Origin of the sequence: Pseudomonas cuatrocienegasensis, assembly GCF_900110925.1 — a bacterium.
Taxonomy (GTDB): Bacteria; Pseudomonadota; Gammaproteobacteria; order Pseudomonadales; family Pseudomonadaceae; genus Aquipseudomonas; species Aquipseudomonas cuatrocienegasensis.
This window is the reverse complement of the sequence record NZ_FOFP01000014.1, coordinates 120,921-136,656: the sequence shown is the minus strand read 5'-3', so window position 1 is coordinate 136,656 and position 15,736 is coordinate 120,921. Positions and strand designations below refer to the sequence as shown.

12 protein-coding genes are annotated in these 15,736 nt (G+C 62.4%); 3 read left to right on the top strand and 9 right to left on the bottom strand.

Annotated features, from left to right (window positions below; translation table 11 throughout):
- Positions 1–50: 50 nt before the first annotated feature.
- From tpx to BMW49_RS18235, 5 genes are all read right to left on the bottom strand, one after another.
- On the bottom strand, positions 51–551 hold the full coding sequence (gene tpx / locus BMW49_RS18255) for a thiol peroxidase (RefSeq protein ID WP_069522094.1): 501 nt from the start codon (positions 549–551) through the stop codon (positions 51–53).
- 107 nt (positions 552–658) lie between these two features.
- A complete protein-coding gene (locus tag BMW49_RS18250) occupies positions 659–2,002 on the bottom strand; it encodes an alanine/glycine:cation symporter family protein (protein ID WP_069522092.1) in 1,344 nt (447 codons plus the stop codon).
- Positions 2,003–2,226: 224 nt separating this feature from the next.
- The gene (locus tag BMW49_RS18245; RefSeq protein WP_069522090.1) at positions 2,227–5,895 is read right to left on the bottom strand and encodes a translocation/assembly module TamB domain-containing protein; all 3,669 of its coding nucleotides are present in this window, start codon (positions 5,893–5,895) and stop codon (positions 2,227–2,229) included.
- Positions 5,895–7,622 carry an autotransporter assembly complex protein TamA gene (locus tag BMW49_RS18240; protein WP_069522088.1) on the bottom strand — a complete coding sequence of 576 codons (1,728 nt, stop codon included), beginning with the start codon at positions 7,620–7,622 and terminating at the stop codon, positions 5,895–5,897. The genes BMW49_RS18245 and BMW49_RS18240 overlap by 1 nt, the downstream gene beginning before the upstream one ends.
- 201 nt (positions 7,623–7,823) lie before the next feature.
- Positions 7,824–8,465 (bottom strand): GNAT family N-acetyltransferase, encoded by a 642-nt coding sequence (locus BMW49_RS18235; protein ID WP_069522085.1) that lies wholly within the window; start codon positions 8,463–8,465, stop codon positions 7,824–7,826.
- Positions 8,466–8,628: 163 nt separating this feature from the next.
- Here BMW49_RS18235 and xthA point away from each other — a divergent pair, with 163 nt between their 5' ends.
- Together xthA and BMW49_RS18225 are read left to right on the top strand one after the other, a co-directional pair.
- Positions 8,629–9,441 (top strand): exodeoxyribonuclease III, encoded by an 813-nt coding sequence (gene xthA, locus BMW49_RS18230; RefSeq protein ID WP_069522084.1) that lies wholly within the window; start codon positions 8,629–8,631, stop codon positions 9,439–9,441.
- Between the two features lie 101 nt (positions 9,442–9,542).
- Entirely contained in the window at positions 9,543–10,922 is a 1,380-nt protein-coding gene (locus BMW49_RS18225) for a substrate-binding domain-containing protein (protein WP_069522083.1), read from the top strand.
- Positions 10,923–10,960: 38 nt separating this feature from the next.
- Here BMW49_RS18225 and BMW49_RS18220 read toward each other — a convergent pair whose 3' ends face one another.
- Positions 10,961–12,190: an acyl-CoA dehydrogenase gene (locus tag BMW49_RS18220; protein WP_069522082.1), complete on the bottom strand. Its 1,230-nt coding sequence runs from the start codon at positions 12,188–12,190 to the stop codon at positions 10,961–10,963.
- Positions 12,191–12,355: 165 nt separating this feature from the next.
- Between BMW49_RS18220 and BMW49_RS18215 the strand changes: the two genes are divergently transcribed.
- Positions 12,356–13,285, top strand: coding sequence for a LysR family transcriptional regulator (locus BMW49_RS18215; RefSeq protein ID WP_069522081.1), 930 nt, complete (start codon positions 12,356–12,358; stop codon positions 13,283–13,285).
- A 15-nt stretch (positions 13,286–13,300) separates the two neighbouring features.
- Here the strand turns inward: BMW49_RS18215 and BMW49_RS18210 are convergent, their stop codons facing one another.
- Genes BMW49_RS18210 through BMW49_RS24625 form a run of 3 tightly spaced genes read right to left on the bottom strand, consistent with a single transcriptional unit; the run spans position 13,301 to position 15,629 of the window.
- Positions 13,301–14,155, bottom strand: a complete 855-nt coding sequence (locus BMW49_RS18210) for a hypothetical protein (protein WP_139133857.1) — start codon at positions 14,153–14,155, stop codon at positions 13,301–13,303.
- A 39-nt stretch (positions 14,156–14,194) separates the two neighbouring features.
- Entirely contained in the window at positions 14,195–15,097 is a 903-nt protein-coding gene (locus tag BMW49_RS18205; RefSeq protein WP_069522076.1) for a response regulator, read from the bottom strand.
- 37 nt (positions 15,098–15,134) lie between these two features.
- Positions 15,135–15,629 (bottom strand): hypothetical protein, encoded by a 495-nt coding sequence (locus BMW49_RS24625; protein ID WP_139133855.1) that lies wholly within the window; start codon positions 15,627–15,629, stop codon positions 15,135–15,137.
- Between the last annotated feature and the right edge of the window lie 107 nt (positions 15,630–15,736).

The window sequence follows — 15,736 nt, the reverse complement described above, 5'->3', positions numbered from 1 at the left end:
AACGGCCGTCGACATGCAAGTGCCGACGGCCGTTTCAGTGTTGCAGCGTGTTACTTGAGCACAGCCAGAGCAGCCTCGTAGTTCGGCTCGCTACCAATCTCGGCAACCAGCTCGCTGTGCAGCACCTTGTCCTGTTCATCGAGGACCACGACAGCACGCGCCGAGACACCGGCGAGCGGACCGCTGACCAGGGCCACACCGTAGTCCTTGAGGAACTCGGCGCCGCGCATGGTCGACAGGTTGATCACGTTCTCCAGGCCTTCGGCACCGCAGAAACGCGCCTGGGCGAACGGCAGGTCAGCCGACACACAAAGCACCAGGGTATTGTCCAGGCCGCTGGCCGCCTGGTTGAAGGTGCGTACCGAGGTGGCACAGGTCGGAGTATCGATGCTTGGGAAAATGTTCAGCACCTTGCGCTTGCCGGCCAGGCTGCTGAGGCTGACATCGGCCAAGCCAGCGCCGACCAGGGTGAATGCGGGAGCCTGTTGGCCCACTTGTGGCAGATCGCCGGCAACCTGAACCGGGGTGCCGCGCAGCGTTACTTCAGCCATGAATCAATCCTCTCGTTGGATGGGTCGTACAAAAGCAAAATCGGCGCTCAGCATGCCAGTGCCGGGCGTACCCCGCCAGTGCGCTGGCACACCGGCGGGTGAAGGTTTTATTGCCGAGCGAAGTGATCGCGAGTCAACTTCACCACCACGGGGCTGAGCAGCAACAGCGACAGCAGGTTGGGGATCGCCATCAACCCATTGAGGGTGTCGGCCAGCAACCAGGCGAAATCCAGCTGCGCCACCGCGCCGAACGGCACGGCCAACACCCAGATGATGCGAAACGGCATGATCGCCTTGGTGCCCACAAGAAACTCCCAGCAGCGCTCACCGAAGTAGCTCCAGCCAAGGATGGTGGTAAAAGCGAACACCACCAAGGCGATGCTCAATATGGCACCGCCAAAACCTGGCATGGCCGACTCGAACGCCGCGGCAGACAGCGCAGCACCGCTGGCGCCACTGGTCCAGACACCCGAGCAGATAATCGCCAGGCCGGTCATGGTGCAGATGATCAGGGTGTCGATAAAGGTGCCGAGCATCCCGATCATGCCGGAGCGTACCGGGCTGTTGGTGGTGCCAGCCGCCTGGGCGATACCGGCAGTACCCAGGCCCGCTTCGTTGGAGAAGATGCCGCGCGCGACACCAAAGCGAATCGCGGCCATCACGGCGGCGCCGGCAAAGCCGCCGGTGGCAGCTACGGGGGTAAAGGCGTGGGTAAAGATCAGCTCGAAGGCGGCCGGAATCTGCGCTGCATGGACCACCAGCACCACCAGCGCGGCGATGATATAAGCCACGCACATAAAGGGCACGAGCGAGGCCGCGACCTTACCAATACGGCGGATGCCACCCAGAATCACCAGCCCCACCACCGCCATGGTCACCAGGCCGGTGATCCAGGTAGGAATGGCAAAGGTGTCTTCCAGTGCATGGGCCATGCTGTTGACCTGAACCATGTTGCCGATACCGAAACCGGCCAGGCCGCCAAAGATTGCGAAAGCCGTGCCCAGCCATAACCACTTCTGCCCCAGGCCGTTCTTGATCGCATACATCGGCCCACCGACATGCTCACCGCGCTCGTCCTTCTCACGGTAATGCACCGCCAGGACCACCTCGCAGTACTTGGTCGCCATGCCGACCAGGGCGGTGCACCACATCCAGAACAGCGCGCCGGGCCCACCAAGAAAGATCGCAGTGGCGACACCGGCGATATTACCGGTCCCGACTGTCGCGGCCAGACAGGTCATCAGCGCCTGGAACGGGCTAATTTCGCCGCTGGCCTGGTCGTCTTTCTGCCGGCCTTGCCACATCAGGCGAAAGCCTGCACCTATCTTCGCCAACGGCATGAACTTCAGGCGCAGCATAAGGAACAAGCCGGTGCCGAGGATCAGGACCAGCATCGGCGGGCCCCAGACCAGGCCGTTGAGCTGATTGACCAGATTGGTGATGAACTCCATGTAAGGCTCCTTCTGTTCTGGTGAGCACACGGCCGGTCGCCGCGGCATTTATAGGTCAGCCTGGGTGAGGCTGACCTCAGTGGGCAAGCCGCCCTGCGCACGCGGGGTAAGCGCGCCAGGGGGCAATCGATCCTAACACGACTCTCGGCCCTGTCTGCCCCGCAGGTTCCAGGCCTGTTCTCGTTTCCTCGCAAGCCGCGAACGAAACGGCAACAGACCCTAACTCAGAAATCACGCCGGTAAAAAATATCCAGGGAACTGGCCAGACCGCTCGCCGCTTCGAGGTATATCCGCCGGGTCAGCTCATAACGCAACGCCACGGTATTCACCGGCTCGAATACACCGACGCCATAGCGCAGGCTCAGACGTTCCGAGAGGTTGCCGCTGGCCACCACGCTGGTGGTGCTGCCACTGCCCTCGGTGTCGAGCTGAAAATCCTGAATGCCGAGGGTCTGGGCGACCGTATTGGTGACCGAGGCACTGCCGGCCAGGCTCAGCGACAGCGCGGCCTGGGCCAGCATATTGTTGTCTTCGCTGCTCTGCCCCAATGGCCGGCCAAGCACCAGGTAGGACAGCGCCTGCTCCTGGCTCATCGCCGGTTCGGAGAACACTTCACTGCGTGGTTGCTCGGCACTGCCGGTCAGGCGCAGGCCAGCGACCACATCGTCGACCTTGCGAATGGCCTCGACATCGAGGAATGGCTGGTCGATTGGCCCGGTGAACAGCAGCCGTGCCCGGCGGATTGTCAGGCGCTGACCATAGGCGCGGAAGCGGCCGTTATTCAGGTTCAGCTCGCCTCGGGTGTCGAGGTCGTCGCCAATGTGTACGCGGCCAGCCAGGTCGGCGTTAAGGCCGAAGCCGCTGAAGCTCAGGCGCTCCTGGCCGACCTCGACATTGACGTCCATATTGATCGCCACGGCCTCGGCGACTGGCGCTTGCTGCCCAACGATCACCGCATCGCGGGAGACCTGAACGGTGCTGGGCGGCAGTTCCCGCACAACGATGCTGCCGCGTGGGATGCGCAGCGTACCGGCCAATGCCAGGCGGTCCTGAGCCAGGCTCAGGCGCAGGTCCGGCTCGACCTCCAGGTCGGCGTAAGGCTCGACCCGCACTGGCAAGCGGCTGCCGTTCAATCGTAGTTCGCCGCTCAGGCCCTCAGCCCACGCCAGTGAGCCTGCAACCTGCCCCCTGCCCTGTTCACCGCTGCGCCAGTCGCCCTCCACCTGCAGCTGCTCGCCGGCAATACGCACCTGTACCTGTAACTGCTCGACCTGGGTCGGCAGCGCATCGCCTGACAGTTCACCATCGCTCAGGCGAATCTCACCATTAACCTGCGGCGCCAACAGGGTGCCGGTTAGTACCCCGCTGCCGTTGAGCTGGCCACCGACCTGCTCGACCAGCGGCAGAAACGGCCGCGCCAGAGCCAGGTCGACACCGCGCAGACGAAATTCCCCGGACAGCGGTTTGTCCGTCGGGCGCGGATCGAGGCGTGCCTGCACGCTCAGTTCGCCGATACGCGGGCCGCGTAACTCCAGGCTGGTATCAATCTGCTGTGCCTGCAGCTGGCTGCTCAGGCGCAGGCTGTCATAGCTGAAGTCCAACCACTGCTGGGCGTCACGGACCTGCCAGGTGCCCTGGCCGGCATCGAGCAGAATGCGCCCGGTCGGGCCACTGGCCGGCAGGTCGAGCTGCACTTCGGCATTCAGTTGCCCTTGCCAGCGCAGATCTTGCGGTAGCCACGCGGCCAGGCTGTCGAGGGGGAAATCGCTCAAACGGTAGCGGATTCGCGGTTCAGGCAGCAGCCGTTGATTCTCGGCGCACAGCCGTGCATCGGCGTAGGCCCAGCAATGGGCGCCCAGGTCGAGCTGGCCGCTGGCCAGACGCACGACCGAGGCCGGCTGCTGCAACTGCCAGTCCTGCGCCCCACTGCGCAGCCGGCCCTCAGCCAGTTGCCCGCGCCAGGCGCCCTGCTCGAGCACGCCCTGCAGGGCAAGGTCGGCCGTCAATTGCGGCCCTTGCAGGTCGAGCGTCAGGCGCTGGCGGCTAGCAGTGCCTTCACCCCGCACAGTCAGTTGGCCCAAGGCGGTCTCGCCACTGGCCAGGCCGTCCACCTGCAGATCGAGCTGGCCTTGCTGGCGCGCGTCCAGGCGTCCTGCAAGCGTCAGGCGCTGCAAACGCAGATCATCCAGGGCGATGTCCTGCCCCTGCAGGGTCAGTTGCCCCTGGGGCGTCTGGGCACTGCCGCTGGCGACCAACTGACCATTGAGTCGACCGCGCAATCCCGGCCATAGCTGGCTCAACTGCGTCAGGGCGATGCGCAGCTGGCCGTCGAGCCGCTCACCCACGCGGACCTGGCCGTCGATGCGGTTGTCGCCCAAGCGCAAGTCCAGGCCCTCAAGGTTCCAAAGCGTCCCGCCACCCTGAACGCTGCCACTCAGGCGCGCCGGCTGGTTGCGCAGACGGCCTTGCAGGTCGAGGTTGGCGCTCAGGTTCAACTGCTCATTGTGCAGCGTGCCCTCGCTGCGCAGCGTGCCACCCAGACGCCCAGGCAGCTCGGCAAGCCAGAACGCCGGATCGAGTTCACTCAAGGCGAGGTTGGCCTTCCAGTCGACGCCCTGGGCAAAGCCAATGCTGACCTGCCCGGCGACACGGCCCTGGCCAGCGCTGACGTGCAACTGCGGCAAATGCACGGCTTCAAGATTGCCGCTGAACGGGCTTTGCACACTGAAGTCGCCCGCCGGGCCGTTAAGCGCTGCCTGAAAATTGCCCAGGTAAGCGCCGTCGGCGTAGCTCATTTCACCGCTCAAACGCTCAAGGGTGACGGGCGGGGGCGCGTCTTGCGGGTACAGCCGCTGCCAGTCGAAAGACTGCCAGTCGATCCGCGTCTCGGCAGCGAAACCCTCGCGCCAGTCCAGCTCACCGGCAAGCTGGACATAAGCCTCTGCACTACTGGCCAGGCGCAACGCCTCGACCTTCGCGCCCAGGGCATCGACAGTACCCTGCAGCGACAGCGCTACAGCGCCGCCCTCGCCCGGCAAACTGGCTTGGCCGGCCAGGGCATAGCCGCTGTCCAGGTTGCCCTTGGCGGTCAGCTGCAGTTGATCCAGGCGCAGCGTGGCGGGCAAATCCGCCGCCGGCACAAAGCCATCTGCGGTCAGCAACAACTCGGCCGGCAGGTGCTCGGCCAGCGCTTGCAGGCTGCCGCTCAGCTGCCCATTCAGGTAGCCCGTGCTGTCGGCCTGCAGGCGCAGCTGGGTTTGCAGCGCGCCATCGATATTCAGCGCCAGTTGCCAGGGCTGCCCGTCCGGCGCAGGCAGCTGCGCCTCTCCCGTCAGTTGCAGAGGCCAGTCGCCCGCCGGCTGCAGTTGCCCGCTGAGGCGCAATTGCAGGTCATCACGCTGCACCTGCAGACGTTGGATCTGCAAGGCTCCGTCGCGCCAGAAGGCGGCGAGGTCGAGCCCCGTGAATTGCTCGGCGCCGGCCAGGCGCAGCGCTCCGATCTGTACTTCACCGACCTCCAACGCCAGCGGCAGGTTGAGTTGCGGCAGGCTGAATGGCGCCGTGTCTGTGCTGTCATCAGCCGGCGCCAGGGTCAGGTCGATGGCCTCCGTGCGCAGGTGCTCGATGCACAGGGTCAGGCGCAGCAGGCAGGCCGGTGACCAGGCCAGCGCCGGGCGCTCGACCTCTACTGCGGTACCATCCTGCTGCCAGCTCAAGCTGTCCGCCTGCCAGGCAGCGCCCAGACGCCCGCTAAAACCCTCGACCTGCAGCCCAGGCACCTGATTCAGCAGCCAACGGCTGCCGGAGGCGCTGCCCAAAAGTACAGTCAGTGCCAGGAGCAACGCCGCAAACAGCCCAAGGAGCACCAGCAGGGTGAGTTTTACGCCGCGCATCAGAGTTCAGGCCCCATGGAGAAATGCAGACGCACACCGCCCTCGTCGTCCAGCGGATGAGCCAGATCGAGGCGCAGCGGCCCGACCGGTGAGACCCAGCGCAGGCCAATACCCACGGACTGTTTCAGCGAAGGGAAGTCGAGCGAGTTGAAGGAATTACCCTGATCGACGAAGGTCGCCACTCGCCAGCGCTCGGCCACGCTGTACTGGTATTCGGCGCTGGCGGCAAACAGATAGCGGCCACCAATCTTGTCGCCCTGATTGTTCTCCGGCGACAGGCTTTGGTAGTCGTAGCCACGCACCGTCTGGTCACCACCAGCAAAGAAGCGCAGCGACGGTGGCACCGAAGAAAAGCCATCGGACTCGGTGCCACCAAACTGCACCCGGCCCAAAAAACGATGGCGCCGGGCCAGGGTGGTCAGGCCCTTGAGCAGCACGTTGCCGTGTACCACGTTGGCATCGGCGACCAGCCCTTCTTTCGCCACGGCGAGGTCGAACTGCAGGCGATAGCCATGATTCGGGTCGATACGGTTATCGCTGCGCAGGTAGGCATAGCTGACCCCCGGCATCAGCAGCGTGCTCAACCCGCTGTCATCGCCCAGCTCGTACTCTTCGCGCTTGAACTTCAGTGACAGCACCCGCTGCCAGCCGCTCTCGAGCTTACTGTGCCACTCCGGGCCGACCGTCAGCAGTTCGCTGAGGCTATCGGTATTGGCCAGTTCCTCATATTGGTAGCCGCCGGCAAACCGCAGTTTGTCGGTCAGCGGCGGGTCGAGCGGTATGTCGTACCACAGGCCGACATTCTGCCGGGGCGCCGAGAGTTCCAGCTCCGTGCCGTAGCTGTGGCCCTGCATATTGGCCCAGTGGCGCGTCCAGTTGGCCCGGCCACGGGGGCCGACGTCGGTCGAGTAGCCCAGGCCAAGGCCCATGCTGCGAGGCTTGCGGGCGTGTAGCTGAACCTTTACCGGGATCACCTGCTGCGCGGCATCTGCCGGGTTGGCATCAACCCGCACCGACTCGAAGTAACCGCTGCCACGCAGGGCCTGATAGAGCTCGGCGATCTGTTCGGAGTCGTAGGGGCTGTTGCCGTCGAAAGGCACCATGCGCTGCAGCAATTGCTCGTCGAAGGGCACATCGCCGACAAAGCTCACGGCCCCCAGTTGGTAGCGCGGGCCACTGTCGTAGATCAGCTCGATGTCGGCCGTGCCGGCTTGCGGGTCGATGCTCAGGCGCTGTGCGGTAAAGCGCCCGCTGAAGAAACCGTAGCGCGAGGCCTGGTTCTGGATATGCCGTTTCGCGGCCTCGTAGCGCCCGTGGTTGAGCACGCTGCCGGCGCGCAATTGACTGTCGCGCGGTAAGCGAAAGGCGGCGAGCTCGGCGGCGGGGCCATCGACCCGAACGGTCACTGTCCGCAGACGCACCGGTTCGCCAGGCTCTACCCTGAGCGTCAGGCGCGCAGGCGTCTGGTTACTGACTTCGCTGCTGATACGCGCGCTGTAGTAGCCCAGCGCCTGAGCCGCCTGCTCGGCCTGGCCTTCGGCAACCCGCCGATAGCGTTGCAATGCCTCGGCATCGCGCTCGCCGAGGCTGCCGATATAGGCTTCGATATTGCTGCGCAAGGCGGCATTGTTCGGCTGTACACGGACGCTGAGCGCGGCTTCGGCCCACACGGCAACGCTTATCAGGGAAAGCGCGAAACCCGCGCATGTCTTGAAAAAAACACTCATGGGCGCGGATGCTACCACGCGTGCCAGACAGGCATCCGCTTTGGCTGCGACGCAATCACCTCGAAAAGCTTCGCGCCGGGGCGGCGCTCCTACGGGACGGCGGCGTCTTTACCCGCGCCCCGCGGCGAATGGCGATCGCACCGCAGGCCTCCCTGAATGGCCTTGAAAGACGTCGCCCTGGGGCCGCGGCGGCAACAGAGGCTAAGCGCTGGCTTTGACCACCGTCTGCGGGTTGGGGTGGAAAAACACATGCTCGATGATCGGCCCCACTGCCACTTCGCCAATCTCCTCATAACCCTGGCGTTGGTAAAAACCCAGGTAATGCGGGTTGCCGGTATCGAGCACGATGCCGAGCGAGCCGTCGTCTTCGGCGCACCAGTTATGCAGCGCTTCGAGCAGTTGCTCGCCAAAGCGCTGGCCCTGGAATTCCGGGTGTACGCCAAGCAACGGCAGAACGTGGTACGGCCCCGGCGGCAGACAGGCGAGGACCGCGTTGTGGTAGGCGAGGTAGCGCTGGGTGCAGCGAAAGCCGGTGGTCAGCAGCATGCGCATGCGCCAGCTCCAGCTTTCGGTGATATCCAGGCGACGTTGCGGTGGGGTGATCAACGCCGTACCGATCAAACGGTCATCGATCAGCAAGCCGATGGCTGGCAGGTCTTCGCTGAAGTGTTGTTGCACCAACTCACGTACGGTGGCCCGCACACGCTGGTCGTAACCAGGCCGCTCGGCCTCGAACAGGTAGGCGAACGTGGGCTCATGGCGGTAGGCGTGGTAGAGCAGCGAACGCACCTCGCGGGCATAACCACTGTCGAGCAGGCGAACCTCAGCAGGTCTGTTGGGCATCGGCGGTGACCTCGTTGTTGTGTAATTGTGGGTCGTGCGCTCAAGGTAGCACCGCCGCCAACCACCCGCCAGCGCGCTGGCGCAAGGCCACGCGGCTTGCGCCATGCAGGGCGCAGGCCCTAGCATCCGCGCTTCGTGCCACAGTTTCAGGACCTGCTGCCCCATGAAAATCGTTTCGTTCAACATCAACGGCCTGCGTGCCCGCCCTCATCAACTGGCGGCGTTGATCGACAAGCATCAGCCGGACGTGATCGGCCTGCAGGAAACCAAAGTGGCTGACGAGCAGTTCCCTGAGGCGGATATCCGCAGCCTCGGCTATCACGTGCATTACCACGGCCAGAAGGGCCATTACGGCGTCGCCCTGCTCTCGCGTCAGGCGCCGCTGGAGCTGCATAAGGGCTTCCCAGGCGACAACGAAGACAGCCAGCGGCGCTTTATCTATGGCACCTATGCCGATGCCCAAGGCAACCCGGTGACGGTGATGAACGGCTACTTTCCCCAGGGCGAAAGCCGTGATCATCCGACCAAGTTTCCGGCCAAGCAGCGCTTCTACGCCGATCTGCAGCGACTGCTGCTTAGCCAGTTCAAGCCCGAGCAAGCGCTGGTGGTGATGGGCGACATCAATATCTCGCCGGAAGATTGCGACATCGGAATCGGTGAGCCTAATCGGCTGCGCTGGTTGAAAACTGGCAAATGCAGCTTCCTCCCGGAAGAGCGCGAGTGGCTGGCGACCCTGAAGAGCTGGGGGCTGGCCGATAGTTTTCGCCACCTTAACCCAGCGGTGAATGACCGCTTCAGCTGGTTCGACTACCGCAGCCGCGGCTTCGAGGATACGCCCAAGCGCGGCCTGCGCATCGATGTGATTCTGGCGACCCAAGTGCTGCAAGAGCGGATCAAGGACGCCGGCATTGATTACGACCTGCGCGGTATGGAAAAACCCTCCGACCACGCACCGATCTGGCTCGAGCTCAGCTGACGGGCAAATGGCGTCGTGCAACACGGCGCCATGTCACTGTCATTTATCCGTCATCCCTGTGTCTTATCGTCGCCGCACCTTTCATCCGCTGGTGCGCGTTCATGTCCCGAGAGTCCTCTACCGAACACGAAACCTGGAGCCGTACCCTGGTTTTTCTGCTGCTCGGTTTTATCTGCTACGCCCTGCCCTGGTCGGTGTTTGCCGCGCTCGAACCCCCTGCCGGGGGCGGTACTGCGCTGCGCATCCAGGGCTCCAATACCATCGGCGCGGAGCTCGCCCCGGCACTGGTCAAGGGCCTGCTTGCAGCTGAGGGTTACAGCGCTATTGAAGTCAGTGCGGGGGACAGCGAGAACGAGCAGCGCATCCGCGCGCGCAGCGCCACCGGCAAAGCGCTGCTGATCGAGATCGCGGCCCACGGTTCGAGTACTGGCTTCACCGCCCTGGCAGCTGGTCAGGCCGACCTCGCCGCCTCGTCTCGGCCGATCAAGGACAGCGAAGCCCAAACCCTTGCCACCCTGGGCGACCTGCGCAGCCCAGCGGCGGAGCAGATCATTGCCCTCGACGGTTTGGCCATTATCGTGCATCCCGATAACCCGCTGACCGCGCTCAGCAGCGAACAGCTGGCCAGCCTGTTCGCCGGCGAGACCCGCAACTGGGCTGAGGTCGGCGGCACAGCGGGGCCGATCACGGTGTATGCCCGCGATGATCAGTCCGGCACCTACGACACCTTCAAGGAGCTGGTACTGGCGGCCCATGGCAAATCGCTGAGCAGCAGCGCCCTGCGCTTCGAGTCCAGCGAGCAACTGTCCGACGCTGTCAGCCGTGATCCACAGAGCATCGGTTTTATCGGCTTGCCCTATGTGCGCCGCGCCAAGCCTCTGGCTGTTTCCGCGGGTGACGCCGCCGCCCTGCCGGCCGAGGCGGTGCTGATCGCCACCGAGGATTACCCGCTGTCTCGCCGCTTGTTTCTCTATGCCGTGCCAACCGGCAAAAGCCCCTGGACCGAGGCCCTGCTGCGCTTCGCCCACAGCAGCGCTGGCCAGGCGATCGTCGAACGTACGGGTTTTATTGCGCAGACCTTGCGCACGGTGCCGATGCAGGTGGATGCAGGCATGCCTGCCGATTACCAGGCACTGGTGCGCAACGCCCAGCGCCTGTCGGTGAATATTCGCTTCCAGCCGGGCAGTGCCGAGCTGGATAACAAGGCGCAGCGCGACCTGACGCGTCTGGTGGAGCATCTGCAGACGCTCGGCAAAGGCGGTGATGAAGTGGTGCTGGTGGGCTTTGGTGACGCCAAGGCCGATCCGGCGCGCGCCGAACTGCTGTCACGCCTGCGCGCCATGGCGGTACGCCGTGAGCTGGCGCGGGCCGAGGTATACGTGCAGCAGGTACTCGGAATGGGCGCCGAACTGCCGGTGGCAGCCAACGATGCAAGCGCCGGGCGCCTGCGCAATCGGCGGGTTGAGGTCTGGTTGCAGTAACACCTGCACACCCATTGCGGGCATGCAGGTGGCATGACTCAGCGGCTGGCGTTCATCACTTCCCGGGAAACGTATTTGCCAATCTCGAACTTGCCGATGGCGGCGCGGTGCACTTCGTCCGGGCCGTCGGCCAAGCGTAGGGTGCGCTGCATGGCGTACCAGTAGGCCAGCGGGAAGTCGTTGGAAACCCCTGCCCCGCCATGGATCTGGATGGCACGGTCGATGACCTTCAAGGCCACGTTCGGCGCTACCACCTTGATCTGGGCGATTTCGCTGGCGGCGATCTTGTTGCCCACGGTGTCCATCATGTAGGCCGCGTTCAGGGTCAGCAGCCGCGCCATATTGATTTCCATGCGCGAGTCGGCGATATGGTCGATGTTGCCGCCCAGGCGCGCCAGGGGCTTGCCAAAGGCGGTACGCTCGATCGAACGCTGGCACATCAACTTCAGCGCGCGCTCGGCCATGCCGATGGAGCGCATGCAGTGATGGATACGGCCTGGGCCCAGACGACCCTGGGCGATTTCAAAACCGCGGCCCTCGCCTAGCAACACGTTCTCATAAGGCACGCGCACGTTCTCGAACAGGACCTCGGCGTGGCCATGGGGCGCATCGTCGTAGCCGAACACCGGCAGCGGGCGCACGACCTTGACGCCGGGCGCATCCATCGGCACCAGAATCATCGAATGCTGCTGGTGACGCGGGCCGTCCGGGTTGGTCAGGCCCATAAAGATCATGATCTTGCAGCGTGGGTCGCAGGCGCCGGAGGTCCACCACTTGCGGCCATTGATGACCCACTCGTCGCCCTCACGCACGGCGCGGGCCTGCATATTGGTGGCATCAGAGGAAGCCACGCCCGGTTCGGTCATGGCGAAGGCCGAGCGGATACTGCCGTCGAGCAAGGGCTTGAGCCATTGCTCTTTTTGCGCCTCGTTGGCGTAGCGCACCAGCACTTCCATATTGCCGGTGTCGGGCGCCGCGCAATTGAACGGTTCAGCGCCGATCAGCGAGCTGCCCATGATCTCGGCCAGGGGGGCGTATTCGCTGTTGGTCAGCCCGGCGCCCAGTTCGGATTCCGGCAGGAACAGGTTCCACAGGCCTTCAGCCTTGGCCTTGGTTTTCAGCTCTTCCATGATCGCGGTCGGCTGCCAACGATCCCCTTCGTTGACCTGTTGCTCGAATACGGCTTCGGCCGGGTACACATGCGCTTCCATGAACGCGGTGACCCGAGCACGCAGATCCTGAACCTTCGGTGAGTAGGCGAAATCCATGGGAACTACCTTCTAGGCGGCTTATTAAGTGAGGCTGGTCGGTGAGGTGAAAATGATGCTAGAACAGCCCTGCCGATTTATCTAATCTATTCTCATCGTGTATAAACATTCATCACCGATATATGATCGGCTGAATATGGACATCCACCCGGAGCGCGCTCGGACATGAATCTGAACAAGGTCGATCTCAATCTTTTCATCGTTTTCGATGCCATTTACAGCGAGGCCAATCTGACCCGTGCGGGGCAGATTGTCGGTATTACCCAGCCGGCGGTGTCCAACGCCCTGGCACGGCTGCGTGAGACCTTCAACGATCCTTTGTTCGTGCGTACCGCCCAGGGCATGGTGCCCACGCCCATGGCGCAGAACATCATCGGGCCGGTACGCAATGCCTTGCAGCAGCTGCGCATCTCCGTTCAGGAGAGCCGCACCTTCAACCCGCTACAGGCCAACAAGACCTACCGCATCAGCATGACCGACCTCACCGAGGCCCTGGTGCTACCGCCGCTGTTCCAGCGCCTGCGCCGCCTGGCGCCGAATGTGGTTATCGAGAGCATGCTCGCGCGACGCCGCGAAACCACCAAGGAGCTGGCCGCCGGCCGCCTGGACTTTGCCGTTGACGTACCGCTCAACACCGACCCCCAGGTACGCCATGTCAAACTGATGGAAGACCGCTATGTCTGCGCGCTGCGCAAGGGCCACCCGCTGGCCAAGGACAAACTGACCCTGGAGGAGTACCTGTCGCTGACCCATATCCATATTTCCAGCCGCCGCAGCGGCCTGGGCTATATCGATCTGGCGCTCGGCAAAATGGGCATTCAGCGGCGCATCGCCCTGCGTTCGCAGCACTACCTGATGGCCTCTACGGTGATGCAGAGCACCGACATGGCGATGACTGTGCCGGGGCGTTTCGCCCGGCGCAACGACCTGCATTACGTTGAACTGCCGGTCAGTGACGTGCCCTCGCTGGAAACCCACCTCTACTGGCATGAAAGCACCGACCAGGATCCGGCCAACCGCTGGATGCGCGAGCAGCTTATTGAGCTGTGCCAGTTGATTTGCGCGCGGGAGAAAGCCGAGCAGCAAGGCGCGTGACGCCCCGCGAAGCCTTCAGGTCGAGGGGTGGCTGGTTTTGAGCTGCAACAGCCGGTGGGCCTTTTGCAGCTCTTCGTAGTCGCTCTTGAACTGCAGTAACTGATCGGTTGCCGCATCTGTTTCCAGAAACGCACCCTCAATAAAGTCTTTTTCAATCAGCGTGCGCGAAAGAATGTCGCGCTCACGCTCCAGTTGCACGCGGAGCAATTCGGCTTCTTCGCGCAACAGCGCTTGCAGACGGTTTTGTTCCTCAATCTCGCGACCGTGGCTGTCGAGCTGCTCTTGCACCAGCTGTTTGTTGTGCTTCAACTGCCGGCGCAGTTCCGCCGCTTCACTCAGGCTTTGCTCACGATGGCTCTGCAGGTGCACCAACTCCTCCTTGAGGTGCTGCACTGTGACTTGCAACGTGGTGAATTTGTCCTCCCGACTGTCGCTCTGACGCTTGTGTGCGTGCAGGCTGGTGACCACTTTGTGTGCGCGGTCGAGTTTGCTTTTCAGGTCTTGCAGCTTGAACTCAAGATCATCGCGAGTGGCAATCAATGCATCGATTTCAGGCTGGTGCTGGGCTTTCCAGGCGGAGTAATTGGCGTCGACTACACCCTCTATGGATGAAGCCAGTTGGAAGCCTTGGTCAAGTGCCTGATTAAAGGGCGCCATGCTCTGGCCGCTGACCTCTGCGAGCATGTCGCTGAGCAATACACCGTTGCTCGCGGCAACCGTCTCGGCCTCGGTTGCGCTGCTCACGAAATCTTTGCGCAAGTCGGGCTGGAACCAGATCCACGCTATCAGCCCCACGACCAAGGCCACCAACAGCAGATTTGCGGCAACGGCCAGCAACATCCCCAGCTCTAGACCACTCAGACCCATCATCAGGCTACCCGTCTTGGCTCTACCATTTGCTTGAATAAACTAGCTCAGCAGGACAGAAATAAAACCGTCGCCATAGGCCGGGAACGAGATGCTGAAATCAGCCCGTCCGTAGTTGTTACCCATCAGCTCAAACAATTTGCTAAACGGTTTTTGTACCAGGTGACTGCTGGACAGTGCGCCGCGCTTGCCAGAACTGCGCGAGATCATGCCGGACAAATCGCTGAGAAATGAGGTGCAGTTTTCATACACGTCACGATTCAAGGTTTTGCTAAGGATCGCTGCTTTGACTTGATCGGACGTCTGCTTGGCAATGGCGCCACCCAGCATGCACGCCGCATTGAGGTCCATCAAGCAGACCGCGTCCACCGCCTTGCTGCCGGCCGCGCTGTAGATGCCGATCACATAAGGCAACTTGACGTGCTCAATAGCGACCGGCGCTATGGGCTCAATTTTGCAGACGATGGATGACAAGCTCAAAATCGAGGCAATTTCGGTCACATCAATACCCGGACGCTGGGCAGCCGCCACCGGGGCTAATGGCGCTGCTGTTTCGATGGCGTTTTCAAAGCCATCGGCATCCTGCAGCACCGAGAGTACGGCCTGTTTCAATTCTTCGGTATTAAAGGGTTTATTGACGACAAAGACCGCGCCGTTACGGTGCGCCTCATCCAGATGCCGGGCCGACGACTCAGTGGTAACGAAGCCAATCTTGATGTCGTGCATGCCCAACTGGCGGATGGTCTGTAGCAACTCCAAGCCTGTCATGCCCGGCATGTGCCAATCGGTGAGGATTAAATCAGGTTGCCAGTCTTCCAGAATGGCCAGGGCTTCATCACCACTCAGCGCAGTACGCAGTTCAATCTCACGGTAACCCGTGTTTTCCAGTATGCGTTTGATAATTGCCTGGACGGCACGACTGTCGTCGACAATTAGAAACTTCATAGGCTTCTCCCTATGCTGGCGGGAACTGACTGATGTTTCATTGTGGCGGACTCCAACCAATGGCAGGCGGTATTTCCAAACTCTCGAAAATGATCACCTGAATACAGTGATTACGCTGCTGGGTGATGTAACTGCCGCTGATCGTACTGGCGGCCAAGACACTTAAAAACTGTTGCGCACTAAGTGGCGCTGGCAGGCCGAGATCAAGCACCACATCGCCACTTAAATGACTGGGCACGCCACTGGCAAATATATTGCTCAATTCGGCGCAGGCATCAGCCACATCCGCCGCGCTGAGCGCCTGCAACGGAACCTCGAACATGCGACTAGCGAGCATCCGTGCATCATCCTCGGCAATTGCCAGTCCAACACCTGCCAGATGTCCCTTAGGTGTTGGGTGCAGGGTCACGACGAAATAGTGCTGCGCCTCAAGCGCTGAATGGTCGATGGCTTGTGCGCTAAAGCACAATGACTCCCCGACCAACATCAGCCAAGTTTTAGCGAGATGCTCTTCTATTCCATAAACATGCATAGCGTTTTCACATGGCTTTATAGGGCTAACGCTTTTTCAGTCTAGCCGGAAAATACATTTGCGGTAATTGCGGCTTGCAAGCGCTGCTCCTCGCTTTATGAAGCCAT

What these genes read in the sequence shown, in the direction of transcription:
- tpx (WP_069522094.1), bottom strand. Translation starts at nt 551, where the DNA reads ATGGCTGAAGTAACGCTGCGCGGCACCCCGGTTCAGGTTGCCGGCGAT.
- BMW49_RS18250 (WP_069522092.1), bottom strand. Translation starts at nt 2,002, where the DNA reads ATGGAGTTCATCACCAATCTGGTCAATCAGCTCAACGGCCTGGTCTGG.
- BMW49_RS18245 (WP_069522090.1), bottom strand. Translation starts at nt 5,895, where the DNA reads ATGCGCGGCGTAAAACTCACCCTGCTGGTGCTCCTTGGGCTGTTTGCG.
- BMW49_RS18240 (WP_069522088.1), bottom strand. Translation starts at nt 7,622, where the DNA reads ATGAGTGTTTTTTTCAAGACATGCGCGGGTTTCGCGCTTTCCCTGATA.
- BMW49_RS18235 (WP_069522085.1), bottom strand. Translation starts at nt 8,465, where the DNA reads ATGCCCAACAGACCTGCTGAGGTTCGCCTGCTCGACAGTGGTTATGCC.
- xthA (WP_069522084.1), top strand. Translation starts at nt 8,629, where the DNA reads ATGAAAATCGTTTCGTTCAACATCAACGGCCTGCGTGCCCGCCCTCAT.
- BMW49_RS18225 (WP_069522083.1), top strand. Translation starts at nt 9,543, where the DNA reads ATGTCCCGAGAGTCCTCTACCGAACACGAAACCTGGAGCCGTACCCTG.
- BMW49_RS18220 (WP_069522082.1), bottom strand. Translation starts at nt 12,190, where the DNA reads ATGGATTTCGCCTACTCACCGAAGGTTCAGGATCTGCGTGCTCGGGTC.
- BMW49_RS18215 (WP_069522081.1), top strand. Translation starts at nt 12,356, where the DNA reads ATGAATCTGAACAAGGTCGATCTCAATCTTTTCATCGTTTTCGATGCC.
- BMW49_RS18210 (WP_139133857.1), bottom strand. Translation starts at nt 14,155, where the DNA reads ATGATGGGTCTGAGTGGTCTAGAGCTGGGGATGTTGCTGGCCGTTGCC.
- BMW49_RS18205 (WP_069522076.1), bottom strand. Translation starts at nt 15,097, where the DNA reads ATGAAGTTTCTAATTGTCGACGACAGTCGTGCCGTCCAGGCAATTATC.
- BMW49_RS24625 (WP_139133855.1), bottom strand. Translation starts at nt 15,629, where the DNA reads ATGCATGTTTATGGAATAGAAGAGCATCTCGCTAAAACTTGGCTGATG.